Raw genomic sequence first — 23,907 nt, 5'->3', positions numbered from 1 at the left:
CAACAGGGGGCAGGTATCAAAGAATTCGCAGCCATGTCGTGAACGGTCGCGGCCGATCAGAATTTGTAGCCGACCATCAGTCCGGCGCGGGTCATGCCGTCGTTCGGACCGTCGCAGAGATTGGCATTCGAGGAATGCGCAAGCTGCGCCGTCAGGTTCCAATTGCTGGTGAAACGATAGCCGGCACCGAGATATTCGTGGAAGAGCACGCGACAGCCGAGATCCGGACCGTCGTCATTGCCCCTGATATCACCGGTATGGATGACGCCGCCGAAACCGGCTTCGGCAAAGATCTTGTCGCTGAGATCGACGGTCCAGGTGAAACCGGCGAAAAACTGTGTCGCTTCGCCCTCAGTGCCGATCGACGTGCCGACATGGACGCGCGGATGCATGAGCTGCTGCTTCCAGCCTGTGGCCTGCTCGAAACCGAAGGGATCGAAGAGGGCCGTAATCTCCGGGAAAACGCCGTCTTCTCGGGAATGACCACCTTGAACCGAGGCGGAGGCGCCGAAGCGCAATTCGTCGAAGATCCTGCCTGCGGCATGCGCCGATGACATTCCCAAGCTGCTGGCAACAACTGCGGCTGACGCGATACTCGACAGGCGTAGCAGGCATGAACGGAAATCGGATTTCATCTGCTGTCCTTTGATTCCCGCTTAAACAGCGGAATGGGACAGAGGTAACATCCGGGTATCAGCGGTAAAGCGCGGGTGTTCCAGTTGCGGTCGTTTCCACGGCCCTGACACCAAATTGCAACAGGTCAGATTTCCCCATCATAGGCGGAGCCGCCGTTTTCCAGTAGACGTTTCAATATCATAAGCCCTGACAACATCTCGTTTCTATCCTTCGGCGAGGAGATTCCGATGCGCACGCGGTGATAGACCTTCTCTCCACGGGCCGCCTTGAACTCATCCTCATCGTCTACCAGAACGCCATCCCGGTAGGCGGCGTTCTTGAACGTGCCGGACATCCAGGGCTCGGGAAGTTTCAGCCACAGGAAGGGCGCATGCGGATGGGATTCGAACTCGAAACCCTGCAACTGCTCGCGCGCAAGCTTCACACGGACTGACAGCTCTGCAACGCTTGCATTGCGGATCTCATGCGCCTTGCCGCTCTGGATCAGCCGCGCGCATGTTTCGGCCAGGATGAAGGGCAGGCCGCCCGTGACCATCTTGTGGGTGACCTTGATGCGCTGGGCGAAATGCGGCGGGCAGGCGACCCAGCCGCCACGCACGCCGGCGGCAACCGACTTCGACAGGCCGTTGACCAGGAAAGTGCGATCGGGCGCGATTGCCGCGAGCAACGGCGTAGCGTCATTGGCCATGCCGCCATAGAGATCATCCTCGATGATCCATACACCATGCCGCCTGGCGATATCGGCAATGGCGACGCGCCGTTCGTAGGGCATGATGGCAAGCGTCGGATTGTGGACCGTCGGCATCAGGAAGATCAGCTTCGGATGCTGCTGTAGGCAAAGCCGCTCGAAATCCTCGGGAATGACACCGTTCTCATCCGACTCCACCGTCAGCGTGCGCCGGCCGAGGAGGCGGACGCTGCGGCTGACCTGCGTATAGGTGAGGTTCTCGAAGACGATCTTGTCACCGGGCGCAGACACGGCGGCTATGACCGATATGGCGGCGGCATGCGCGCCGAGCGTCGGAACAACGTTTTCGACGTCCGGCGACCAGCCGGCACGGGCCAGCCACAGGCGGCCGGCTTCGAACCAGTTGCGCGGGAAGCTGCGCGAATAGGAGGAGATTTCCGCCAGATGCTGCTCGCCGATCTCTGCCATGATGCCGGCGATGATCTTGCCCTGACCGAGATCGGGGGCGGCGGTCGTGTCGAAGCGAAGCTTGTTCGCCGGAGCATCCGCAATGCGGGTGCCGCTCAGCGAAAGTGTAACGGGATCCACCTGCTCGCTCGGCGGCGTATCGGCACGGTCGAGGACATAGGTGCCGCGGCCAACTTCGCCGGCGACGAGACCGCGCTCATGGACCAGTGCATAGGCACGACCGATTGTTCCGATTGTCACCCCGATGTCATAGGCAAGATTTCGCTGCGGCGGCAGCTTGCTGCCTGCCGGCAAGGCACCGGAAGCAATGGCGGATTCGATATTGTCCGCGAGCCGCATATAGACCGGGCCGGAGCCCTGCGAGAGATCTGGGAGCCAATTTGTCATGGTGACAATGAATAGATTGTCACCCTAACACTGTCAAGACTATGTGACAATCACGAAGACGGAAACAACAGGAGCAAGGGATGTCCGTTGTACCTCAAATGAAGGGTGATATTGTATCGATTGTCTCTATCGATAGCCCGCACGAAATTGTCCTCCCGAGGCAGACACCGGCCACGACTCAGCTCGGCCGCTTGTGGGCAAGCTTGCTTCTGTGGCGCCAGAAGCGGGAGGGACGCCGGGCGCTACGCGGACTGACGGCGGATCAGCTCAAGGATATCGGCCTGTCGCACTCCGATGCCGCACGCGAGGTCAGCAAGTCGTTTTTCTGGGATCAAGGCTGAAGCATTTCCCTTTTCTCGAAAACGGGAAATGCTCCATCCATTATTTCAGGCAATTCCGGGCGCAGAACCGCTGCACGATTTTGCTGAATTGCTCTAGCTGCAGGCGCGGTTGCCGCCCGACCAGCGGGTGACGTCGGCAGCGATGCGACCGGCGGCCGGCTCGGACATCATCGGACCGAAGGCCTGCATCTTGGCCGGATTGCCTTCGGCCTGCACCACGAGCAGCGGCCGGCTTTCCGGGCTGCCCTTGTGCACCACGAGGATGCGCGGGCGGCCGGAGAAGGAATTGAGTTCCGGTGCGAGCCTGTAAGCGGCGAAAGCTGCGTCGCCCGACTTGAACCAGCAGCTATTGGCGCCGAGCGCCACACGCTCCATGGTCGACAACGCGCTCCGGTCCGGCCCCGTTACAGGTGTCGAGGACTGGCAGGCAGCGACGAGCGCGGCAAGGGCGGCAAAGGCAGCGGCGTTAGTGACGACTGCGAAAAGGCGAGGGCGCATCTATCTTGCTCTTCGGCAGAAATCAGGCGGCGATGACGTCGAGCGCCGAGGCAAAGAGGCCGCGGCCATCCGAACCGCCATGGGCGGCTTCGATGAGATTTTCCGGATGCGGCATCATGCCGAGAACATTGCCCTTGGTATTCATGACGCCGGCAATGTCGTTGACCGAACCATTCGGGTTGGTGCCATCGGCATAGCGGAAAACGACCTGGCCGTTGCCTTCGATGGCGGCCAGCGTTTCCGTATCGGCAAAATAGTTGCCGTCGTGATGGGCGACGGGGCAACGGATGATCTGGCCCTTTGCATAGGCACGGGAGAAATCCGTTTCGGCATTGACGACTTCGAGCTTGATCTCGCGGCAGACGAATTTCAGCGAGGCGTTGCGCATCAACGCGCCCGGCAGCAGGCCGGCCTCGACGAGGATCTGGAAGCCGTTGCAGACACCCAGCACCTTCACGCCCTGGTTCGCCTTCTCGATGATTGCCTGCATGACCGGCATGCGGGCAGCAATGGCGCCGCAACGCAGATAATCACCGTAGGAGAAGCCGCCGGGAATGACGATCAGGTCGACGTCAGGGATTTCCGTCTCCGTCTGCCAGATCGTCACCGGCTGATGACCGGAGATCTTGGTGAGAGCGGCGATCATGTCACGATCGCGATTGAGGCCCGGAAGTTGAACGACGGCTGATTTCATAAGGTCCCCGCATTTGGCGAAAGATATTGAACTGGAACGCTTTCGGCGAGCCATACTCCATTGTCCGAGACAAAGAAAGAATGCCCTTCTGAAAACATGCGGGCTGCGTCTACACGCAGGATTATATGGTCGCCCTTGCGGCGCGTTGCAACGACCTTCGCCGTCTGCGCATCCGCAGAGAGATGGACGTGATGCCGTTCCATCTTCTTCAGGCCTTCGCGCTCGATCAGCGGCCAGTTCAGCAGCGACGTGCCGTGAAAGAGTATTGCCGGCGGCTCGACCGCCTTCAATGCCAGATCGACTTCGACACTATGGCCCTGATTGGCGCGAATTCTGTTATCGACCAGCGCAAAGCGCTTCTTCGGGCTGTTTTCGATGATCCCGATAATATCGTCGCGGGTGACATCATATTTCGATGTCACCGCCCTTTCGAAATCATCGAAGGATACCCATCCCTCGGCATCGAGCGCCAGGCCTGCGGCTTCCGGCGCATGGCGCAAAACATAGCTCATGAATTTCGAGACTTCCGTCTCCAGCTTTGCCCGCATGACGCTTCATCCTGAAGGCCCGCCAATGCGGCGGGCCTATGATCGTCAGTCGATCGCGATCGCGTAATTCTCGATGACCGTGTTTGCGAGCAGCTTTTCGCACATGGCCTTGAGATCCGCCTCAGCCTTGGCCTTGTCGGTGCCTTCGAGCTCGAGGTCGAAAACCTTGCCCTGGCGGACATGGCCGACGCCGCCGAAGCCGAGGGCGCCGAGCGCGCCTTCGATGGCCTTGCCCTGAGGATCGAGAACGCCGTTTTTCAGCGTGACGGTGACGCGAGCCTTGATCACGTGTTTTTCCCTGCTTTTACTTACTTGACCAGAACGGGGCCTGTGCCGCGCACGGGCTCGTTTTCATTGATGATGCCGAGACGGCGGGCAACTTCGGAATAGGCTTCCAGCAGACCGCCCATATCGCGGCGGAAGAGGTCCTTGTCCATCTTCTTGTGTGTCTCGATATCCCAGAGGCGGCAGCTGTCCGGCGAGATTTCGTCAGCCAGGATGATGCGCATCATGTCGCCTTCGAAGAGGCGGCCGCATTCGATCTTGAAATCGACGAGTTGGATGCCGACGCCGAGGAAGAGGCCGGTCATGAAGTCGTTGACGCGGATGGCGAGCGCCATGATGTCATCGAGCTCGGCCGGATTGGCCCAGCCGAAGGCGGTGATGTGCTCTTCGGAGACCATCGGGTCCTCGAGCGCATCCGACTTGTAATAGAATTCGATGATCGAACGCGGCAATACCACGCCTTCCTCGATGCCGAGGCGCTTGGCGAGCGAGCCGGCGGCGACATTGCGCACGACGATCTCGAGCGGGATCATCTCCACTTCCTTGATCAGCTGCTCGCGCATGTTGAGCCGGCGGATGAAGTGGGTGGGAATGCCGATCTTGTTCAGATGGCTGAAGATATATTCAGAAATACGATTGTTGAGGACGCCCTTGCCATCAATGACTTCGTGTTTCTTCTTGTTGAAAGCAGTGGCATCGTCCTTGAAGAACTGGATCAGCGTGCCCGGTTCAGGTCCCTCATACAGAATCTTTGCCTTGCCCTCGTAGATACGGCGGCGACGGTTCATTGTGGTTATTCTCTAACTGTTGGCGCTCTTGGGATAGTGCGCGTGGATCGATCTCGTGGCGTCCCCTTAAAGGAAAAGAGAGAGTTTCACAATCCGCCTGTCACTCCTTCCCCGGTTTCCGGCCTTGGGCGGGAAAACCGCAAAGAGAATCGAAATCTTGCCAGGAGGAGACTACCGCCTTTTTCTTTACGGTGGAATGAAGGCAAAATCTCGGAGGGTTTATACAGGGCTTTATCTGGAGGCCGTCTTGGAGACGGGCCGATCGACCGATCGACGCAGATCCCTCTGCAGCGCCCGCGCTTCCCCCTCCGACCGCCGCCAGCTTTCGCCACGGATGAAAGCCGGGACCTGCAGGCCGGGCATCGGCCGGGCGAGGGCATAGCCCTGCAGCATGTCGCAGCCGAGCTCCTGCAGGATGCGGACGTGATCGGCCGTCTCGACGCCTTCTGCGGTAACGAGAACATTCAGCGAGCGGCCGATGTCGATGATCGAGCGAACGAGCTTGCGCTGTTCGGCCGATTGCGGCAGCCGGCTGATTAGTTCGCGGTCGATCTTCAGTGTTTTCGGGCTCAACCGCAACAGGCTGACGATCGAGGCATGACCGGTGCCGAAATCATCGACCTCGATATCGATACCGAGTTTCTTCAGCTTCTTGAGATTGGCGGTAACCGCCTCGTCGCAATCATCGAGCGAGATCGATTCAAGCAGTTCGAAGGAGACCGTGCCGGGCTCGATCTTGAGAGAACGCAGCTTCTTGCCGAGCTGCGGATCGGACAGTCTCCGGCCGGAGACATTGACGGAGATGCGGGGAATGGCGAAGCCTTCGCGGATCCAGGTTTTCCTGTCGGCGATTGCCTGTTCCAGGATCAGTGCATCGATGATGGAGACGACGTCGAGGTCTTCGGCAATGTCAAGGAAGCGATCGGGGGCGAGCAGGCCATGTTCGGAATGCTGCCAGCGGGCCAGTGTCTCGATACCCGCGATATCAAGCGTGCGGGCATCGAACTGCGGCTGGTAAAAGGGCACGAATTCATTGCGCTCCAGGCCGATCAGGATTTCATCGGCCAGGCGCTTGGCCGTCAGGATCGTGCGGCGCGCTGCATTGGAGAAGAATTCGTGGCGGTTACGGCCGGAGCCTTTCGCCCGGTAGAGGGCGATATCGGCGTTGAGCAGGAGCTGTTTTTCATCGAGCTTGGGGCCGCTGTCGATCGCGATACCGATGCTGGCACCGAAGCGGCAATCATGTCCCTCGTATTTGATGGGCTTGCGCAGCTCGCGGATGATGCGCTCGGCGACGGTGGCGATCTTCTTGGACGCGGTGTCGACGATGCAGAGAACGACGAATTCATCGCCACCGATGCGGGCGACGAAGTCGGTGGCACGAATGGAGTCGCGCAGCACCTTGGCGGCGTGTTTCAGCATATGATCGCCGGCGCGGTGGCCGAGCGTGTCGTTGATCTGCTTGAAGCGGTCGAGATCGATATGGAGGACGGCAAGCGCCAGACCCTCCTCGCGACAATGGGCAGAGCGTTCCTCCAGCATCTTGTCGAGATAGCGGCGGTTCGGCAGGCCGGTCAGATAGTCGTGGAACGCCAGATGCTCGATGCTTTCCTTGGCGGCTTCGAGTTCACGGTTGCGGGCTTCGGCAAGATCCTTGGCGCGCCGCAACTCGTTGCGCAGCGCCACTTCTTCCGTGACGTCCCAATTGGCACCGATCAGCTTGCGGCAGCCATTGCCGTCGACGAAGAAGGCACCACGGGCGCGAATGATGCGCAAGGCACCGTCACCTCTGATGATTCGGAATTCGTGATTGAAGCCGGTCTGGTCGCGGACATGGCGCTCGACAGTGCCAAGCACGCGCTCGCGATCCTCGGGATGGATTGCGTCAGGCCATGCAGTTACGGCCGAGAGATGATCGATGCCCTTCAGGCCATAGATGGCAATGAGACGCTCGTCCCATTCGACGGTCCCGTTGTCGATGTCGGCCTCGAAAACGCCGATGTCGCTGATCTGCAAAGCAAGGTCGAGGCGGCGGGAGAGCTGCGCCAGCATCTCCTGCGTTTCCTTGCGTGCGGTGATGTCGGTATCCGTGCCGACGACGCGCTGGGCTGTGCCGTTCTCATCCCATTCGACCGGCGCACCGCGGCACTCGATCCAGACCCAGTGGCCGTCCTTGTGGCGTTCGCGATACTCGAAGACATGATAGTCCGGATCACCGGCATTCTGGCGCTCGATGGCGTCGACGACAAAATCGCGATCGTCGGGATGGACGAGTTGCAGCCAGGCTTCGTACTCGCCGTCCGCCTCCTCGTCAGGGGCCATGCCGCGAATACTCTTCCAGGTCTGCGAATAGTATTTCTTGTCGAGACGGTAATTGTGGTCCCAGACGCCGAGGCCGGAACCGACGAGCGCGTAGTTCCATCGGCTTTCGCGCTCGTTGATATCTGAATCGTCGGTGTAGCTTGCGAACCCGTCAGCAGCCTGTTCGTCGCGATTGACATCGGCGGCGGCTTTGGGCGGATGGCTTTGCTTCACGGGGCGCGCTCTCGCTTTTCTGGCGTCAGCGCAGTCTGCGGTCTTTCCATTAAGAAATGCTTAGAAAGCGATCGCTTAATTCACTGGAAATGCCGGATTTTTTGGCTTCCTCAGCCGGGCAGGCGGCTCAGAAACTGGGCAAAGACCATCGTGCCTTCCGGCCAGGGGCCGTGACCAGATTCGGCATTGATGTGGCCGGACTCGCCGGCATCCACCAGGAAGGAACCCCAGCTATTTGCGATATCATCGGCATGCTCGTAAGTGCCGAAAGGATCGTTGCGGCTGGCGACAGTGATCGAGGGGAAGGGCAGCGGATCGCGCGGGTAGGGACCGAAGGTCATGAGATGCTTCGGACGAATATCGGGATTGGCGACATCGGGCGGCGCCACGAAGAAGGCGCCGGCAACGCGCTTCTGAAACATCGGGATTGCGTGGATCACCGAGGGCACGCCGAGGGAATGGGCAACGAGTACCACGGGGCGAGTAGAAGCATTGACCGCTTCGGCGATGCGGACGCTCCAGTCCTCGCGCACGGGCTTGGACCATTCCGCCTGCTCGACGCGGCGCGCGGTGCTCAATTTTGCCTCCCAGCGGCTCTGCCAGTGGTCGGGACCGGAGTTGGTATAGCCGGGAATGATGAGGATATCTGCGTCTGAAGCTCTCATAATGTCGCCGATGTGAGAAAGCTTGACCTCGATGTCAAGGGAAAGAGCGACTTAGCTCAAGAAATTTGCTATGGTGGCTGCATGCCGGTTGCGTTCTCGTGTCGGCCCGCTTTGTGCCGCCACATTCGCCTCCGGCTCATCTTGGCTGAGGAGGAGAAAGCCATGACGACATTTCATGTCATGACGGGTGCCGGTGAGAACTTCGCACGGCCCGTGGTTAACAGGATCAGCATTGCCGACGTCTTCGACGCGCTCAGGCTCGGTTTCGAGGATTTCCGCGAGAAGCCTTCGCACTACGTTTTCCTGTGTCTCATGTATCCGATCGCCGGCATCTTCCTGACGATGCTGAGTTCGGGCGCCAATCTCGCACCGATGATCTTTCCGCTGATGTCGGGCTTCGTGCTGATCGGGCCAATAGCCGCGATCGGCCTCTACGAAATCAGCCGCCGGCGCGAGGCCGGGCTCGATTCCTCCTGGACACATGCACTCGACGTGCGCCATTCGCCGGCCCTGCCGTCGATCATCGCCGTCGGCCTCCTGCTGTTTGGGATGTTCACCGTCTGGCTGGTCACGGCGCAGACCATCTACGCAAACCTCCTCGGAGAGGTCTTCCCGCGCTCCATGTCGCTCTTCGTTCAGCAGGTATTCGGTACGCCGGAAGGCATGCAGCTGATCCTGTGGGGCAATCTGGTCGGCCTCGGCTTTGCCCTCGTCGTTCTGGCGATCACCGTCGTTACCTTCCCGATGCTGCTCGACAGGGATTGCGGGGCAGTGGCTGCGATGGTCGCTTCGGTCCGGGCAACCTTCATCAATCCGATACCAGTGCTGCTCTGGGGCCTGATCGTAGCCGTGGCACTCGTTATCGGCACGATCCCGCTCTTCATCGGCCTTGCACTGGTCATCCCCATCCTCGGCCATGCGACCTGGCATCTTTACCGCAAGCTGATCAGCCGCGAAGCCATGTGACGCCAGAATTCCCGGGGGATCGCGAATTCACGCGATACCCCGGATTTTCGATACAGGCTGGAACCTCGGAACCCTCCCTGGAGTTTGTTTTGCGCCGACTTCGAAGGAGGATTTCAAGGTGACTGTACGCCATGCATTCGCCCGCTTCGCGACGAAGATATCGGAGTGGGCGGGCAAGCCGGTAACCTTCATTCTGGCACTCATCGCGGTGATCATCTGGGCTGCCCTCGGCCCTGTCTTCGGCTATTCGGAAACCTGGCAGCTGGTGATCAACACCGGCACGACGATCATTACCTTCCTGATGGTCTTCGTGCTTCAGAATGCGCAGACACGCGATACACGGGCCATCCAGCGAAGCTCAACGAAATCATCCTCACGAGCCACGCCGAGAACCGCTTCATCGGCATCGAAAATCTCGACGAGGAGGACCTAAAGCATCTCGACCGCCTGGTGGCCAAGGCCGCAAAAGGCCGAGGCGCAACAGAGATTTGCGAGATATCGGAAGAGCCGGCCGATACGCCGGTAGACAAGCCTGAGAAAAAGAAGCGCGCTGCACCGGCGACCGCTTCCCGGAAGCGAAAATGAAAACGGCGCCTCACGGGCGCCGTCTCATGACATGTCTTGTGTCGATCAAGCGTCGCCAAAAACGCGGCGGAAGATCGTGTCGACATGCTTGGTGTGATAACCGAGATCGAACTTCTCGCGGAGATCCGACTCGGAGAGCGCGGCACGCACTTCGGCGTCGGCCAGCAGCTCCTCAAGGAAATCCTTGCCCTGTTCCCAGACCTTCATCGCATTGCGCTGCACGAGGCGATAGGCATCCTCGCGGGAGGTGCCGGCCTGCGTCAGCGCCAGGAGAACGCGCTGCGAATGCACAAGGCCGCGGAACTTGTCGAGGTTCTTCATCATGTTCTCGGGATAGACCACGAGCTTTTCGATGACGCCGGCCAGACGGTTGAGTGCGAAATCGAGGGTGATGGTCGTATCCGGGCCGATGGCGCGCTCGACGCTCGAATGGCTGATATCGCGCTCGTGCCAGAGCGCCACGTTTTCCATTGCGGGTACGACCGACATGCGTACGAGGCGAGCCAGGCCCGTCAGGTTTTCGGTCAGGACCGGGTTGCGCTTGTGCGGCATGGCCGACGAGCCCTTCTGGCCCGGAGAGAAGAATTCTTCCGCTTCCAGCACTTCGGTGCGCTGCATGTGGCGGATCTCGATCGCCACATTTTCGATCGATGAGCCGATGACACCGAGCGTGGCGAAGAACATCGCATGGCGGTCACGCGGGATGACTTGCGTGGAGACCGGCTCGGGAACGAGGCCGAGGGCGGCACAGACATGCTCTTCGACGACAGGATCGATGTTGGCGAAGGTGCCGACGGCGCCGGAAATGGCGCCGGTCGCGATTTCCGCACGGGCAGCGACGAGGCGGGCGCGGTTGCGGCTCATCTCGGCATAGAAGCGGGCGAAGGTGAGGCCCATCGTCGTCGGCTCGGCGTGAATGCCATGGCTGCGGCCGATGCGGATCGTATCCTTGTGCTCGAAGGCACGGGCCTTCAGGGCGGCGAGAACGCGGTCCATGTCGGCGAGCAGGATATCGGCAGCGCGCACGAGCTGGATGTTCAGGGTGGTGTCGAGCACGTCCGACGAGGTCATGCCCTGGTGGACGAAACGGGCGTCGGGGCCGACGATTTCGGCAAGATGGGTAAGGAAGGCGATGACGTCATGCTTGGTGACGGCCTCGATCTCATCAATGCGGGCAACGTCGAAGGTCGCCTTGCCACCTTTTTCCCAGATGGTGGCGGCGGCCGATTTCGGGATCACACCGAGGTCCGCAAGCGCATCACAGGCATGAGCCTCGATCTCGAACCAGATGCGGAACTTGGTTTCGGGAGACCAGATGGCGACCATCTCGGGCCGGGAATAACGAGGGATCATGGGCGAGCGCCTTCATTTCGTGACAGTAGCTGCGGCCCCTGTAGCAAAGACGGCCGGCAATCTCAACGCATGCGTTTGGCAAGAGCGTAGCTGGTGGCCAGCAAACAGACCAAACCGACGGGCAAAAACAGTCCCAGACCGAGAACGAGGAACTGGTAGACGGCGCTCGCACCGGTGAAGACGAACTGGAACATCCAGATGACGGAACCGAGCGGCGAATGCCAGCGGGAATAAAAGATCCGGTAGTCCATGGCGAAGAGAAAGGCCGTCATGAGGATCGTGCCTATCGTCATCGCCAGGAAGAAGGCTGCGAAACGCGTCTCCATCTCTCGACGGAGCGCGAAGTAGCGCCCGGCGATCAGATTGAAGGGCCAGGAAAGCAGGCCGCCGCCGAAATAGAGCAGCGCCAGATCGAGCACATGGCTCGTTTCCATGCCATTGCGCAGGTAGAGCCCGGCCATTGCCGAGACCAGCATCTGGGCGCCCCAGAGCGGGGCGCCGATGAAAAGTTCGGATAAGGGCGGCCACGCCGCCCGAAGACGGTTCATTCTCAGGGGTGTACCGGAACGGCGATCCAGCGGCCGTTGCGGCCGTCTGGAGAAGCGCTCAGCGCCAGGATGAGGGCGATATGGACGGGCTTGCCCGATTCAGGCTGATAGACGAGGGCGCCGCCCATGCGGTATTCCACCGGGCAACCGCGGTCGGCCGGGATGGCCTTGTCCTCGTGGACGAGCTGGCGGTTCGGTGCACCGTCCTTCTCGATGAGCTGCAGCGTAAAGCCGACGACGTGGTTCATGCCCTTGCAGGCATCGGGCGTCGCGACCTGGGCATCGCCCAGCAGCAGCGTATAGGCTCCACGCGCAGGACCGTCGGTTGCAAGCGTCGTATAGCGGATCGTCTTCATCGGCGAGCCGAGCTCGGTCGGCGGGTTGAAGGCGGCGATCAGGCCCGGATTGGTCAGAAGGTCGTATTTGTCCATCTGCTGGCGTGCTGCCGTCAGGTTCTGGCGGCGGGCCTTGGAAAGATCGGCATCCTTGTCCGTCAATTCCAGATGGAAGGGCGTGCCCTCAAGATCGGCACCTGTGTCGGTATCGATGAAATAGGTATCCGAATAGGGGACCTTGCCATCCTTCATGCCGAATTCCTGGAAGGCAAAGACTTTGCCATCGGCGGAAAAGCCGACAGGCTGCACATTGGCGATATCGCCGGCTGAGGCCGTGGCAGCCATGCCGGTCAGCAGGGCGGCAAGAAATCCACCCATGAACATGCGCTTCGTCATCAGCGAGCCCCCTCAGCCGCGTTGCGAAGGGCGGTAATGGCCTGGCGATAGGCCTCGACCGAGCCGCCCTTGAAAATTGCCGATCCGGCAACGAGCACGTTGCCGCCGGCCTTTGCCACGGCAGGTGCGGTATCGACCGTCACGCCGCCATCCACCTCAAGCTCGATCGGGCGGTCACCGATCAGTGACTTTGCCGCAGCGATCTTGTCTACCATTGCCGGAATGAATTTCTGGCCGCCGAAACCGGGGTTGACGGACATAATGAGAATGAGGTCGACATCGTCAAGCACGTTCTCGACCACCGAGAGCGGCGTTGCCGGATTGAGCGTGACGCCGACCTTCTTGCCGAGATGGCGGATCGTCTGCAGCGAGCGGTGCAGGTGTGGTCCGGCCTCCGCATGCACGGTGATGCGGTCACAGCCGGCCTTTGCGAAGGCTTCCAGGTAGGGGTCTGCAGGCGAAATCATCAGATGGCAGTCGAAGGTCGCATCCGTATAGGAACGCAGCGACTTGATGACATCGGGGCCGAAGGAAATGTTCGGCACGAAATGGCCGTCCATGACGTCGAGATGGATCCAGTCGGCGCCGGCCGCGGTAACGTTGCGCACTTCCTCGCCGAGCTTTGCGAAATCGGCGGCCAGGATCGATGGGGCGATGCGGATGGGCAGTGTCGTCATGGGTCTGGATCTCCATCTCAACCGTCAGCAGGCGCGCCGCCTCACGGCAAGTTTCAACAGGTCAGTCCGTCCCGTCGGTCGGCGGAACGAAAGCATCGCCGCGCCATTCGAGAAGACGATAGGGATTTTGCGCCAGCTCATGGGCCGGTGTGAAGGTCACTGGGCCGATCGGCGTATTGAATTGCGTCCCGATAAGCTTTTCCGCCACCGGCTTGCCCTCAGCCACCGCCGCCTGCACAGCCTGATCGGCAATCAGCGCTGCGGCTGCGGCCGGCAGGACATAACCTTCCGGCTCGGTCCCCGCGGCGCGCAGGGCCTCGGCGGCCGCGGCTGCATCCGGCAGAAGCGCATATTCGGGGATGACGACGGCACGCACGCCATCTGCCAGCGCGAGCGGCTGGTTTGCCGCGCGCATCGCATCGCCGCTCAGAATGTCGAGCGCGATGTTTTCGGCCTTCGCGTCACGGGCGATGGTGGCGACATCGTTTCTGTCTCCGCCGATGAAGACCTTGGTGGCACCGGCCCGCTTCAGGCGGCGCACGAGGCCGATCTGCTGTTCCTGTCCCGGCCGGTAGGTATCGGTGAAAACGGGCTTCAGGCCATTTTCTTCGAGCGCGTTGCGCACGGCTTCCGTCAGTTCGCGGCCGTGGATCGTGCCGTCTTCGATAAGGGCGATCGGAGACGCCGTCCATTGCTGCAGGATGATCTGGATGACCTTGGCGGCTTCATCGCTGTCCTGCGGGCCCAGACGGAAGAGAGGCCAGCCGTTCTTCAGCGAATCCTCCATCAGGATGCGCGAGCGCACGGACACCGTGATGACGGGAATATTGGCGTCCTTCAGCTTCGGCAGGGCGCCTTCCAGCGTCTCGCTGCAGAGGAAGCCAATAGCGACCTGGACCTTGGCTGCGATCAGTGCATCGGCGACCGCCTGGCCGCTATTGTCCTGGCAGGTTTCGGGGACAGGAACGACCGTATCGACCGCCTGTCGGATCTGGAAATTCGCGCCGGAAAAAATCTGGGCGCCAAGCGAGGCAAAAGTGCCGTCCTGTGGCGCGACAACGCCAATCGTCACGCCGGCCGCGCGGCTTTCGGCCGTCAACGCCATGAGCGACAGAAGGGCGGCTATGACACGCAGGCTCATCATGAAAGGTGCAGGTCTCTCGTCTTGTCCATGCCCTTTTATCCGCACGGCGGCAATCGTCAAAGAAAAACAAGCGTATTCTGCAGCTTTTGGCGGGTGCTATTGTAGAAAATGTAACCGATGCCCGCCATATTGGGAAAATAACAAAAACAAGACACTGATTGTGGAGAAGCATGTGTTGAACAGGCAGCATATCGATCCCGGCCTCTATCGCGATGCCATGAGCCGCTATGCAGGCCATGTGCAGCTGGTGACGACGGCGCTCGGCGAAGCGCGGCGTGGGGTCACGATCACGGCCGCCTGCTCGGTCTCCGACAATCCGGCTTCGGTTCTCGTCTGCCTCAACAATACCAATGTGAAGAACGAGATCTTCTGGCGCAGCGGCATCTTCGCGCTGAACTCGCTCGGCGCCCACCATGAAGGCGTTGCCGATGCCTTTTCGGGCCGCACGCAGCTCGAAAACGACGAGCGTTTTCAGAGCGCCCGCTTCGAGACGCTGGTAACGGGCGCGCCGGTCCTTGCCGATGCACTTGCCGTTTTCGATTGCCGGGTGACCGATATCAAGGAAATGCCGACCCACAATGTCATTTTCGGCGAGGTCGCTGCCGTGCGCTTTACCGAAATACATCCGGCGCTGCTTTATCTGAACCGCGGCTATCACTCGGTATAGGTCTGAAGCGATGGACAATGCCGGCATCGAGGAAATGTTTCAGTCGCTTGGACCCGTCACCATCAAGCGCATGTTCGGCGGCAAGGGCATCTACCATCTCGGCCGTATCCTGGCGCTCGAGGTGCGCGACGAAATCCTGCTGAAGGCGGATGAAGAGAGTGCACCGGAATTTGCCGCGGCAGGTGCCAGCCAATGGTTCTACGAGGGCAAGAAGGGCGCTGCGGTGAAAATGCCCTATTGGAGCATCCCCGACGAAGCCTATGACGACCCAGATGTCATGGCACGCTGGGTGCGGCTTGCCTATGAGGCCGCACTGCGGGCCGAATGATCAGCGCAATTCGCCGGCCGGAAGAGCCGATATCGCGGCCTTCGTGAAAGCCGATAGCGGCTCCGGCAGCTCGGCCAGACCGAACCAGCCGAAATCCGACAGCTTGTCCGGTTCCGTCAGTTGCGGCTCACCCGTCACTTCGCGGGCGATATAGAGAAGGGAAATCCAGTGCTGGCGGTCAGCCTCGATGATCTGCTCGGTAGAGCCGATCCGCTCGACGCGGCCGATTGTGAGGCCCGTTTCTTCTTCGGCTTCGCGGCGCGCGGCTTCCTCAGCGGGCTCCATATGGTCAACCTTGCCGCCGACGATATTCCAGTAGCCAGCTTCAGGCGGATTGACGCGCTTGTACAGAAGGATCTTGCCGTCGCGCAAAATCACCAGGCCTACACCTAGGCCTGGGAAATCAATGCCGGGCTTGCCCATTGAGGGTCTCAGATCTTGGCGTTGGCCGCGATCAGCATGAAAGCAGGAATGTCGTCGCCGAACCCGACCGGTGTGGGGCCATCGTCATGATCACGGTGACGGCGACGCTCGCGATTGTCGTCGTTTGCCGGATAGGGCCGACCGCCGCGCGCATTGTTCTGCGGCTTCTGTTCTGCTTTGCGCTCGTTCTTCACGCTGTCGGCCTTTGCTGCTGCTTCCACGACTTCGCCACCATTATCTTCGGCGTTGATATCAGATTTATGACTCGAAGACCGGCGCTCGCGGCCGCGATCCTTATCCCGCTCACGGCCCTTGCCGCGACGGGGAGAGCGCTCGCTGTCGCGGCTCTCTTCGGCCGGCGGCAGGGCGGCGAGATCGCCGCTCAGCCATTCGACCTTTTCGCCGATCAGCTTTTCGATCGCGTCGGCATGTTTCTGGTCGCGGCGGGTGACGATGGTGAAGGAAGCCCCTGAACGACCGGCGCGGCCGGTACGGCCAATGCGGTGAACATAGTCTTCGGAGTGAATCGGCACGTCGAAATTGAAGACGTGGCTGACATCGGGAATATCGAGGCCGCGGGCGGCGACGTCGGAGGCAACGAGCAGCTTGATGTTGCCGTCCTTGAAATTGGAAAGCATGGTCATGCGCGAGCGCTGGTCCATATCGCCGTGCAGGGCGCCGACGGAGAAGCCGTGGCGGTCCAGCGAACGGAAGAGTTCGGCGACATCCTTCTTGCGGTTGCAGAAGATGATCGCATTCTTGAGATCTTCCTGGGCGCGGATGAGATCGCGCAGGACAGCGCGCTTCTCGTAATCCTTGTCGTGCGAGGCGACGAAGCGCTGCGTGATCGTGCTCGATGCCGAGGCCGGCTTGGAGACCTCGATACGCTCCGGATTCTGCAGGAAGCGGTCCGCGAGCTTCTGGATTTCCGGCGGCATGGTGGCCGAGAAGAACAGCGTCTGGCGGGTGAAGGGGATCAGCTTGGCGATGCGTTCGATATCGGGAATGAAGCCCATGTCGAGCATGCGGTCGGCTTCGTCGATGACGAGAATTTCAACACCGCTCATCAGGAGCTTGCCGCGCTCGAAATGGTCGAGAAGGCGGCCGGGGGTGCAGATCAGCACGTCCGCGCCGCGCTCCAGCTTGCGATCCTGATCTTCAAAGGAAACGCCGCCGATGAGGAGGGCGACGTTGAGGCGGTGGTTCTTACCGTATTTTTCGAAATTTTCGGCAACCTGGGCGGCCAGTTCGCGGGTCGGCTCCAGGATAAGGGTCCGGGGCATGCGGGCGCGGGCACGGCCTTTTTCCAAAAGCGATAACATGGGAAGAACGAAGGAAGCCGTCTTGCCGGTGCCGGTCTGCGCGATACCGCAGATATCGCGGCGCTCCAGCGCGAAGGGAATTGCCCCGGCCTGAATGGGAGTGGGGATCGTGTAGCCCGCATCGGTAACAGCGGAGAGCACTTTGGGGCTCAAACCAAGTTCAGCAAATGTCGTCAAAGGGAAAACTGTTTCCGTTTCGTTCGGCCGGTCTCTGGCGAGTCGGCAGGATTGCATGCCGCAATGTGGGCGACATATTCCGAAACGGCCGGCAAGTCAAGGAATAGCGTCTCCACCCCAGGTAGCGAGGTGAAGCATTCGTTACCGCGACCGGCTATTTTATATAAGTGGCAAGTTTAAGGCCGGCATTCATGAAATAGATCGGATCGACCGCATGTCCATCCTGGCGCACCTCATAATGCAGGTGCGTACCCGTTGAACGGCCCGTGCTGCCGGCAAGCCCGATGACATTGTTGCGGCCAACCGCATCGCCGACCTTGACCAGAATTTCCGACATATGGCCGTAGCGCGTCGAAATGCCGTTGCCATGATCGACCTCGACCATGTTGCCGTAGCCTCCGGTCCAGCCGGCTGCAATCACCTTGCCCGGCGCGGTCGGGCGGATCCTTTCCCCCGGCGAGAAGCGGAAGTCGATGCCGGAATGAAGCGCAAGCCGGCCGAGGAACGGATCGCGCCGGTTGCCGAAGGGGCTGGTGACTTCCTTGCCGATGGCCGGATTGCGGAAGGGCAGGGATTCCGCGGTGCTGCGCGCCGCTTCCAGACGCGTCAGCGCGCCATCGAGCTGGATCAGCGAATTGTTGAAATCGTCGTTGCTTTCGGGCTCCACATATGGGCCACCAACTGCGTCTTCGTCTTCCTTGGCGGCGATCGTCTCGGCCGGAACGGCGATATGGAAGCGGTCCAGCACGCCTTCGATCGTATTGGCGGCGTTGCCGGCGTCGCTCGTCAGCTGGTCGATGCGGCTCTTCTGATCCTGCTCGACGGTCTTCAGCGAGAGCGTGACCTTCGAAAAGATGCGGTCGGCGCGATCGCCGACGGTTTCTTCTGCGGGAACATAGGCAAGGGTGGAATTGTCAGGGGTTTCGGCGTCGGCCGGTTTGCCGTCGCCTGCCAGCATCTTTTCAATTGCCTGCGCGCCGCCGGTCAGCGACGCGCGTTTGTCCTTGATGTCGGGCGCATAGGACTGCGCCGGGATATCGGTCGCCGGAGCATCCTTGCTCGTCAGACCGGAGCTTTCGGCTCGGTCGAGCAGGTTGTCGAGCTTTCCGTGGCGCGAGGTAAGCGCCATCTGCTGTTCCATCAGCTTGTCGACCTTGTCCTCGACGACCTGCTGATCGAGAAGCTGGCGGGAGGTGATGCGATCGACCTGGGCACGCAGTGCCGCGATGCGATCCTCATAGTCGTGCTGCATACGGGCCTGGCGGGCCATGGTCGCGCCGATCAGATCGTCGCGCAATACGAGGTAGGAAGTGGCGAGCAGATAGCCGATCGAAAAGACCCCGACGAAGCAGAAAGCCAATGCCGCCATCCAGGGTTTGACCGTCATGTGACGCACCTTGTCGCCACTCGCAAGAATAAGGACGTGTTCCTGCGACCTCTTGCCGAATACCCGACTGTGATGTCCGTTCGTCACCGAGGATCCCCCGAAGATTCGCTTTTTAGCGCCTGCCCCATTGGGAGATGATTACATACTTTTATGGTTAACAGCCGGTTTACGTCAGCAAGCCAGAGCTTACCAATCAGCTCTGGCTGGTCGAGGTCAGTGCCCTGTAGAAGGAGGGCGTCAGCCCGGCTTCGGCGCGCGCCACATCATTGAACGGCGCCTTCAGCGGACCGCGGAAATTGGCACGCACCAATTCCTGAAAAGTCCTTGCTGGATCACGCTTTTCACGGGCGCAGAGGAAGCGGAACCATTTGGCGCCGACGGCGACATGGCCCTTCTCGTCATTGTAGATGACGTCGAGCACCGCCGCGCTTTCAAGATCGCCGGTTTCGCGCATCTTGGCCTGCAGGGCAGGCGTAACATCCAGTCCGCGCGCCTCGAGAATCAGCGGCACGACGGCAAGGCGGGCGGTGAGATCGTTGCGGGTCGAGTGCGCTGCCTGCCAGAGGCCATCGTGGGCGGGCAGATCGCCATAGTCGGCGCCCAGATCATTGAGGCGCTTGCGCACCATACGGAAATGCTTGGCCTCTTCAAAGGCAACCTGCATCCAGCCATCGAAGAAAGAGTTCGGCACATGCTCCGAGGCAAATCGCGCCACGATATCCAGCGCCAGGTCGACCGCATTGAGCTCGATATGGGCAATCGCATGGAGCAGGGCGATACGACCAGGCACGGTATGCAGCGACCGCTTCTCGACCTGGGTCGGCGGCACCAGCAGAGGCTTTTCCGGCCTGCCTGGGCGCTCGGGCAGCGGTGCATCCAGCGGCGAGCGCAGCGAGATGCGCCGGGCGAACCACCTGTTAGCACTTTCCTGCGTCAGTTCCGTCTTGCGGTCGAGATCTGCCGAACGGATTGCATCGATCGCGCCACCGCGCAGCGAGGTGATCGCCGTCACGCAGCGAGGTTCCTGACGGCTGCCAGCACCGTTTCGGCATGCCCCGCGACCTTCACCTTCTGCCAGATGGTGGCGATGGTGCCGTCCCTGCGGATCAGGAACGTGGTACGTTCGACGCCCATGAAGGTGCGGCCATACATCTTCTTTTCCTTCCACACGCCATAGGCCTGCAGCACCGTCTTATCCTCGTCCGAGGCCAGTGCCACCGTCAGCTTGTGCTTCTTGATGAAGCGGTCGTGGCAGGCGGCCGAATCGGGCGACATGCCGACGATGGCAGCGCCGGCGGCTGCAAACTCATCTGCAAGTGCGGTAAAATCCAGAGATTCCGTCGTGCAGCCCGTCGTGTCGTCCTTGGGGTAGAAGAAAAGCACCACCGGCTTGCCATGATAATCGGAGAGCGAAATATGCCCGCCGCCGTCGCGCGGGAGGCTGAAATCGGGAGCACGGGAGCCAATACCGGGTGCGGACATCTCAAAACTTTCTTTTGCCGGGTTTAGGAGAGATACTATATCGAACCGGTATATAGTGGACGAAACGGCGTCCCGCACAGAGTGATTCAAACCAAACTCAGGAGTTTCCCAAGGCGCATGTCAGCCATCCGCGGCGAAAAGGTCACGTTCCGAAAAAAGGACATCGTCGCCTTGCACAACCTGCCTTCAGCGCAGGTGCAGGATCCTCTTATCGTGCATTGCCCGCCGCCGCGCTCCCGCATGCGCGGCACGGCGAAGGCTACCGGCGGTTTCTGCGCAGTCATCCTGCTCATCCTGGCGGCGATCGTCTTTACCATCGAAAGCGGGATCATCGACGCGCCCCTGTCGCAGCAGGCACAGTCGGCGCTGAACAGCGCGCTCGGGCCGCGATACCGCGCCGAAGTCGGCTCCACCGTCATCCGCTTCACCTCCGGCATGCGGCTGGCGCTCGAAGCGCGGGACGTCAACATGATCGACCAGCAGAGCGGTCAGCATCTTTCGACCACAGCTTCCATGCGCATGGCGCTCGATCCGCTGCAACTGTTCCGCGGCCGCATCGCCATATCATCGGTCGAAGCGGACGATATCGCCCTCGACACCTCGCTGCTTCCATCCAGCGCGCCCATCAAGCTTGACGATCTGCGCGTCGATGCCATCCCGGCGGCAATGGAGACGATCTTTTCCCATCTCGACCTGTTCGAGAACTTCATCGAACGCGGGGCCACCGATTCCGTGCGCTTCTCCGGGATCGATATCAAGCTTGCGGATACTGCAAACGGGCCGCTTTCGCTCGTCGTCGACAATCTCGCCTTCGAACATGCCGGGCCGAACTCGCTGCAGCTGAGCGGCCAGATTTCCATCAACGGCGAGACGGCCGATCTCAATGTAATCACCGAGCAGGCGGGCGGGCATGCAACCCGGCTCATCGCCACGTTATCACACGGTGACCTGACGCCGTTTACGCTGAAGCGCAATGAACAGGGCGAGATCCGCCAGGGGCTCAACACCTTCGGCGATCTCACCATTTCCGCGGTGAGGGCAGCCGACGGCGCCAAGCCGCTTCTCAATGCCGCTCTCAAGCTCGATCCGGGCCTTATCTATGTCGACGGCGATTCTCAGCAGCTGACGGATGGGCAAGTCAATCTGGCCTATGACTTCGACAAGCAGACATTGGAGATTGCCAAATCGCAGCTCCATCTCGGCCCGACAGTGCTGCCGATCAGCGGCGCGGTCATCGATCTCGACAAGCTCGATCCGAGTGCCGGCAAAGGGTTCGGCATCGACGCGCTGATCAGCGGCGGCACGGCAGCACCCAATTCCGGCGAGCAGCCGCTGTCCTTCGATCTGCAAGCGACCGGACGCTATCTCGTCGCCGGCCGCGAATTCCAGTTCACGAATATGGTGGCTTCCTCGCCGCTTGGCTCCCTCTATGGGGCTCTGCATATCCGGCTGAACGAGAAATCACCGGAGATCAGCTTTGCCGGGCAATCGCAGCAGATGCAAACGACCGCGATCAAGCAGCTCTGGCCCTTCTGGATGGCGTCCAAAGCGCGGGTGTGGGTGCTGGCAAACCTCTTCGGCGGCTTGGTGACCGATGCCTCCATTTCCGTCTACATCCCGCCAGGGCGCCTGGACGAGGCGGCAGAAGGCCGTGGGCTGCGGCTCGACGAAAATCAGCTCCGCATTGCCTTCGACATCGACGGGACTCGCCTGAATGTCGCCGGCGAGATACCGCCGGTGCGTGATACCGCGGCGCATTTCGACCTGTCGGGCGGGCGGGCGACCATCTCCCTCAAGAGCGGCACCTCCTATTTTCCGTCGGGGCGTTCCGTGACGCTGCAGCCGAGCACCTTCGTGCTGCCATCGACCTACGACAAGCCATTGATGGCGGACGCCGACATTTCCGTCTCAGGTTCAGCGGATGCGGTCGGCGAGCTTCTGACCTACAAGCCGATCAAGGTATTGCAGCGCGCGGGCTTCGTGCCTGACGACCTCAAGGGCAATATCGACGCGCATGTGAAGGCGCATTTCGGACTTCTGTCCTCGCAGAACCCGCCGCCGCCCGAATGGCAGGCGCAGATGAAGCTCACCGATGTCGCACTTGCCAAGCCATTTTCGGGACGTATGATCACCGATCTTGACGGCACGCTCGATGCCGATCCGCAGCAGATAAAGGTCAAGGGCAACGCCGACATCGATGGCGTCTCCGCCGATATCGACATGCTGGAGCCCGTCGACAAATCTTCCGGCATCGAGCCGCAGCGCGTGATTTCGGCAACACTCAACGGCGACCAGCGCGACAGGCTGCTGCCTGGCCTGTCCAGTATCCTCGGCGGCAGTGTCAAACTGGTGCTGACACGGCTGGACGAAAACCGGCAGGACGTGCAGCTCGACCTCGGCAAAGCATCGCTCGATCTTCCCTGGATCGGCTGGTCGAAGGGTGTCGGTATTCCTGCCAATGCCGAATTCGAGGTTTCAGGCCCGCCTGACAATACGCAGGTCAAGAATTTCCGCCTGAAGGGCGATGGCTTCGGGGCGACCGGAGCACTCATGATCGGCAAGAGCGGCCTGATATCGGCAGATTTCGATAGTGTGAAGCTGTCGTCTGTCGATGATTTCGGCTTGTCACTGAAGCGCAGCAAAGGCGGCTTCGATATTTCCATAGCCGGCGCCAGCGCCGATGCGCGACCGATCATCGCCAGGCTGAAATCGGATTCGGACAGTAGTGGCAGCGACGACACCAGCGTAAGCGTGCGGGCAAAGCTGCAGAACATCATCGGCTTCAATGACGAGAAGATCGGCAATTTCCAGGCACAGATCGCCCTGAGCGGCAGCCGGCTGCAATCGCTGAATTTCTCCGGCATCACCGACAGCGGCGAGGCGGTCGTCAGCCGAATGCAGGGTGGCGGTGTCATCAACATCACCAGCGGCGATGCCGGCTCCGTGTCACGCTTTGCTGATCTTTACCAGCATATGCAGGGCGGGCTTCTCAACCTGGCTATCCGCCTCAGCGCAGGCAGCGGCTGGGATGGATCGGTCGACGTGCGCCGCTTCTCGATCGTCAACGAACAGCGCCTGCGGTCGATCGTCTCCACACCGGTCGGATCGGACCAGCGCAGTCTCAGCGAAGCCGTGAAGCGGGATATCGATACCTCCTCGCAGCGCTTCCAGCGCGGCTTTGCCCGAGTCGTCTCGCGCGGCGGGACGATCTCCATCGAAAACGGCGTGCTGCGCGGCGATCAGATCGGCGCCACGTTCCAGGGAATGGTGCGCGACCGGAAGGGCAATATGGACATGACCGGCACTTTCATGCCGGCTTACGGTCTCAACCGGCTTTTCGCCGAATTGCCGCTGATCGGGGTCATCCTCGGCAATGGTTCGGACCGCGGCCTGATCGGCATCACCTTCAAGCTGACCGGAAAATTCGACCAGCCAAACCTGCAGATCAATCCGCTCTCGGTGATCGCGCCCGGCGTCTTCCGTCAGATCTTCGAATTCCAGTAATCCGCTGGGGACCAGCGATGCCTGACAATGTCATGACGGAGAAATTCTACCCGCCGTGATGCTGACAGGCGGCAAAGAAA

Annotated in this window: 24 protein-coding genes and 1 pseudogene; 6 read left to right on the top strand and 19 right to left on the bottom strand. The window is 60.7% G+C overall.

The features are described 5' to 3' along the window. Positions 1-56: 56 nt before the first annotated feature. Together FHT93_RS02375 and FHT93_RS02370 are read right to left on the bottom strand one after the other, a co-directional pair. Positions 57-635, bottom strand: coding sequence for an acyloxyacyl hydrolase (locus tag FHT93_RS02375; protein WP_183845999.1), 579 nt, complete (start codon positions 633-635; stop codon positions 57-59). 125 nt (positions 636-760) lie between these two features. Continuing rightward, complete coding sequence (locus tag FHT93_RS02370; RefSeq protein WP_112547743.1) at positions 761-2,179, bottom strand: PLP-dependent aminotransferase family protein; 1,419 nt, start codon at positions 2,177-2,179, stop codon at positions 761-763. Positions 2,180-2,259: 80 nt separating this feature from the next. Between FHT93_RS02370 and FHT93_RS02365 the strand changes: the two genes are divergently transcribed. Next, positions 2,260-2,520: a DUF1127 domain-containing protein gene (locus FHT93_RS02365; protein ID WP_183845998.1), complete on the top strand. Its 261-nt coding sequence runs from the start codon at positions 2,260-2,262 to the stop codon at positions 2,518-2,520. Between the two features lie 93 nt (positions 2,521-2,613). Here FHT93_RS02365 and FHT93_RS02360 read toward each other — a convergent pair whose 3' ends face one another. The 7 genes from FHT93_RS02360 to FHT93_RS02330 all read right to left on the bottom strand — a co-directional run bounded on the left by FHT93_RS02360 (position 2,614) and on the right by FHT93_RS02330 (position 8,533). After that, positions 2,614-3,018: a hypothetical protein gene (locus FHT93_RS02360; RefSeq protein ID WP_183845997.1), complete on the bottom strand. Its 405-nt coding sequence runs from the start codon at positions 3,016-3,018 to the stop codon at positions 2,614-2,616. A gap of 22 nt (positions 3,019-3,040) precedes the next feature. Then, entirely contained in the window at positions 3,041-3,712 is a 672-nt protein-coding gene (purQ, locus tag FHT93_RS02355; RefSeq protein WP_112968194.1) for a phosphoribosylformylglycinamidine synthase subunit PurQ, read from the bottom strand. Further along, positions 3,709-4,260: an RNA 2'-phosphotransferase gene (locus FHT93_RS02350; protein WP_183845996.1), complete on the bottom strand. Its 552-nt coding sequence runs from the start codon at positions 4,258-4,260 to the stop codon at positions 3,709-3,711. The genes purQ and FHT93_RS02350 overlap by 4 nt, the downstream gene beginning before the upstream one ends. 45 nt (positions 4,261-4,305) lie before the next feature. Further along, positions 4,306-4,548, bottom strand: coding sequence for a phosphoribosylformylglycinamidine synthase subunit PurS (gene purS / locus FHT93_RS02345; RefSeq protein ID WP_007826230.1), 243 nt, complete (start codon positions 4,546-4,548; stop codon positions 4,306-4,308). Between the two features lie 20 nt (positions 4,549-4,568). Then, positions 4,569-5,333: a phosphoribosylaminoimidazolesuccinocarboxamide synthase gene (gene purC / locus FHT93_RS02340; RefSeq protein ID WP_007826228.1), complete on the bottom strand. Its 765-nt coding sequence runs from the start codon at positions 5,331-5,333 to the stop codon at positions 4,569-4,571. A gap of 231 nt (positions 5,334-5,564) precedes the next feature. Further along, positions 5,565-7,868: an EAL domain-containing protein gene (locus FHT93_RS02335; RefSeq protein ID WP_183845995.1), complete on the bottom strand. Its 2,304-nt coding sequence runs from the start codon at positions 7,866-7,868 to the stop codon at positions 5,565-5,567. Positions 7,869-7,978: 110 nt separating this feature from the next. Beyond that, positions 7,979-8,533 carry an alpha/beta hydrolase gene (locus tag FHT93_RS02330; protein ID WP_112547737.1) on the bottom strand — a complete coding sequence of 185 codons (555 nt, stop codon included), beginning with the start codon at positions 8,531-8,533 and terminating at the stop codon, positions 7,979-7,981. A 162-nt stretch (positions 8,534-8,695) separates the two neighbouring features. Between FHT93_RS02330 and FHT93_RS02325 the strand changes: the two genes are divergently transcribed. Together FHT93_RS02325 and FHT93_RS02320 are read left to right on the top strand one after the other, a co-directional pair. Continuing rightward, entirely contained in the window at positions 8,696-9,499 is an 804-nt protein-coding gene (locus FHT93_RS02325) for a DUF2189 domain-containing protein (RefSeq protein WP_112547736.1), read from the top strand. Between the two features lie 118 nt (positions 9,500-9,617). After that, positions 9,618-10,084 (top strand): annotated as a pseudogene (locus tag FHT93_RS02320) (low affinity iron permease family protein). 45 nt (positions 10,085-10,129) lie between these two features. On the opposite strand, the gene purB reads toward FHT93_RS02320, so the two are convergent. The 5 genes from purB to FHT93_RS02295 form a co-directional block, all read right to left on the bottom strand. Next, positions 10,130-11,437, bottom strand: coding sequence for an adenylosuccinate lyase (gene purB / locus FHT93_RS02315; RefSeq protein WP_113117020.1), 1,308 nt, complete (start codon positions 11,435-11,437; stop codon positions 10,130-10,132). 62 nt (positions 11,438-11,499) lie between these two features. Continuing rightward, positions 11,500-11,985, bottom strand: a complete 486-nt coding sequence (locus tag FHT93_RS02310; RefSeq protein ID WP_183845994.1) for a hypothetical protein — start codon at positions 11,983-11,985, stop codon at positions 11,500-11,502. Positions 11,986-11,987: 2 nt separating this feature from the next. Beyond that, a complete protein-coding gene (locus FHT93_RS02305) occupies positions 11,988-12,716 on the bottom strand; it encodes a DUF2259 domain-containing protein (protein WP_113117021.1) in 729 nt (242 codons plus the stop codon). Next, positions 12,716-13,393 carry a ribulose-phosphate 3-epimerase gene (gene rpe, locus FHT93_RS02300; protein WP_113117022.1) on the bottom strand — a complete coding sequence of 226 codons (678 nt, stop codon included), beginning with the start codon at positions 13,391-13,393 and terminating at the stop codon, positions 12,716-12,718. Before rpe ends, FHT93_RS02305 begins: the two co-directional genes overlap by 1 nt. Positions 13,394-13,454: 61 nt before the next feature. Beyond that, positions 13,455-14,537 (bottom strand): ABC transporter substrate-binding protein, encoded by a 1,083-nt coding sequence (locus tag FHT93_RS02295; protein WP_183845993.1) that lies wholly within the window; start codon positions 14,535-14,537, stop codon positions 13,455-13,457. A 172-nt stretch (positions 14,538-14,709) separates the two neighbouring features. Between FHT93_RS02295 and FHT93_RS02290 the strand changes: the two genes are divergently transcribed. Beyond that, on the top strand, positions 14,710-15,204 hold the full coding sequence (locus FHT93_RS02290; RefSeq protein WP_112547729.1) for a flavin reductase: 495 nt from the start codon (positions 14,710-14,712) through the stop codon (positions 15,202-15,204). A gap of 10 nt (positions 15,205-15,214) precedes the next feature. Continuing rightward, a complete protein-coding gene (locus tag FHT93_RS02285) occupies positions 15,215-15,532 on the top strand; it encodes a TfoX/Sxy family protein (RefSeq protein ID WP_112968188.1) in 318 nt (105 codons plus the stop codon). On the opposite strand, the gene FHT93_RS02280 is transcribed toward FHT93_RS02285, so the two are convergent. The 5 genes from FHT93_RS02280 to FHT93_RS02260 all read right to left on the bottom strand — a co-directional run bounded on the left by FHT93_RS02280 (position 15,533) and on the right by FHT93_RS02260 (position 20,323). Beyond that, positions 15,533-15,955: an NUDIX domain-containing protein gene (locus FHT93_RS02280; protein ID WP_183845992.1), complete on the bottom strand. Its 423-nt coding sequence runs from the start codon at positions 15,953-15,955 to the stop codon at positions 15,533-15,535. It lies immediately after the preceding gene. 8 nt (positions 15,956-15,963) lie between these two features. Beyond that, entirely contained in the window at positions 15,964-17,511 is a 1,548-nt protein-coding gene (locus FHT93_RS02275; RefSeq protein ID WP_183845991.1) for a DEAD/DEAH box helicase, read from the bottom strand. A gap of 97 nt (positions 17,512-17,608) precedes the next feature. Beyond that, the gene (locus tag FHT93_RS02270) at positions 17,609-18,928 is read right to left on the bottom strand and encodes a peptidoglycan DD-metalloendopeptidase family protein (RefSeq protein ID WP_183845990.1); all 1,320 of its coding nucleotides are present in this window, start codon (positions 18,926-18,928) and stop codon (positions 17,609-17,611) included. Between the two features lie 106 nt (positions 18,929-19,034). Further along, on the bottom strand, positions 19,035-19,853 hold the full coding sequence (locus tag FHT93_RS02265) for a ferritin-like domain-containing protein (RefSeq protein WP_183845989.1): 819 nt from the start codon (positions 19,851-19,853) through the stop codon (positions 19,035-19,037). After that, positions 19,850-20,323: a peroxiredoxin gene (locus FHT93_RS02260; RefSeq protein ID WP_112547723.1), complete on the bottom strand. Its 474-nt coding sequence runs from the start codon at positions 20,321-20,323 to the stop codon at positions 19,850-19,852. Before FHT93_RS02260 ends, FHT93_RS02265 begins: the two co-directional genes overlap by 4 nt. A gap of 117 nt (positions 20,324-20,440) precedes the next feature. On the opposite strand from FHT93_RS02260, the gene FHT93_RS02255 reads away from it, so the two are divergent. Continuing rightward, a complete protein-coding gene (locus FHT93_RS02255) occupies positions 20,441-23,827 on the top strand; it encodes a DUF3971 domain-containing protein (protein WP_183845988.1) in 3,387 nt (1,128 codons plus the stop codon). Positions 23,828-23,907: the final 80 nt, after the last annotated feature.

The organism is Rhizobium sp. BK379 (genome assembly GCF_014193955.1).
In the GTDB taxonomy this organism is placed as follows: domain Bacteria; phylum Pseudomonadota; class Alphaproteobacteria; order Rhizobiales; family Rhizobiaceae; genus Rhizobium.
This window is presented reverse-complemented; position numbering and strand designations above follow the sequence as displayed.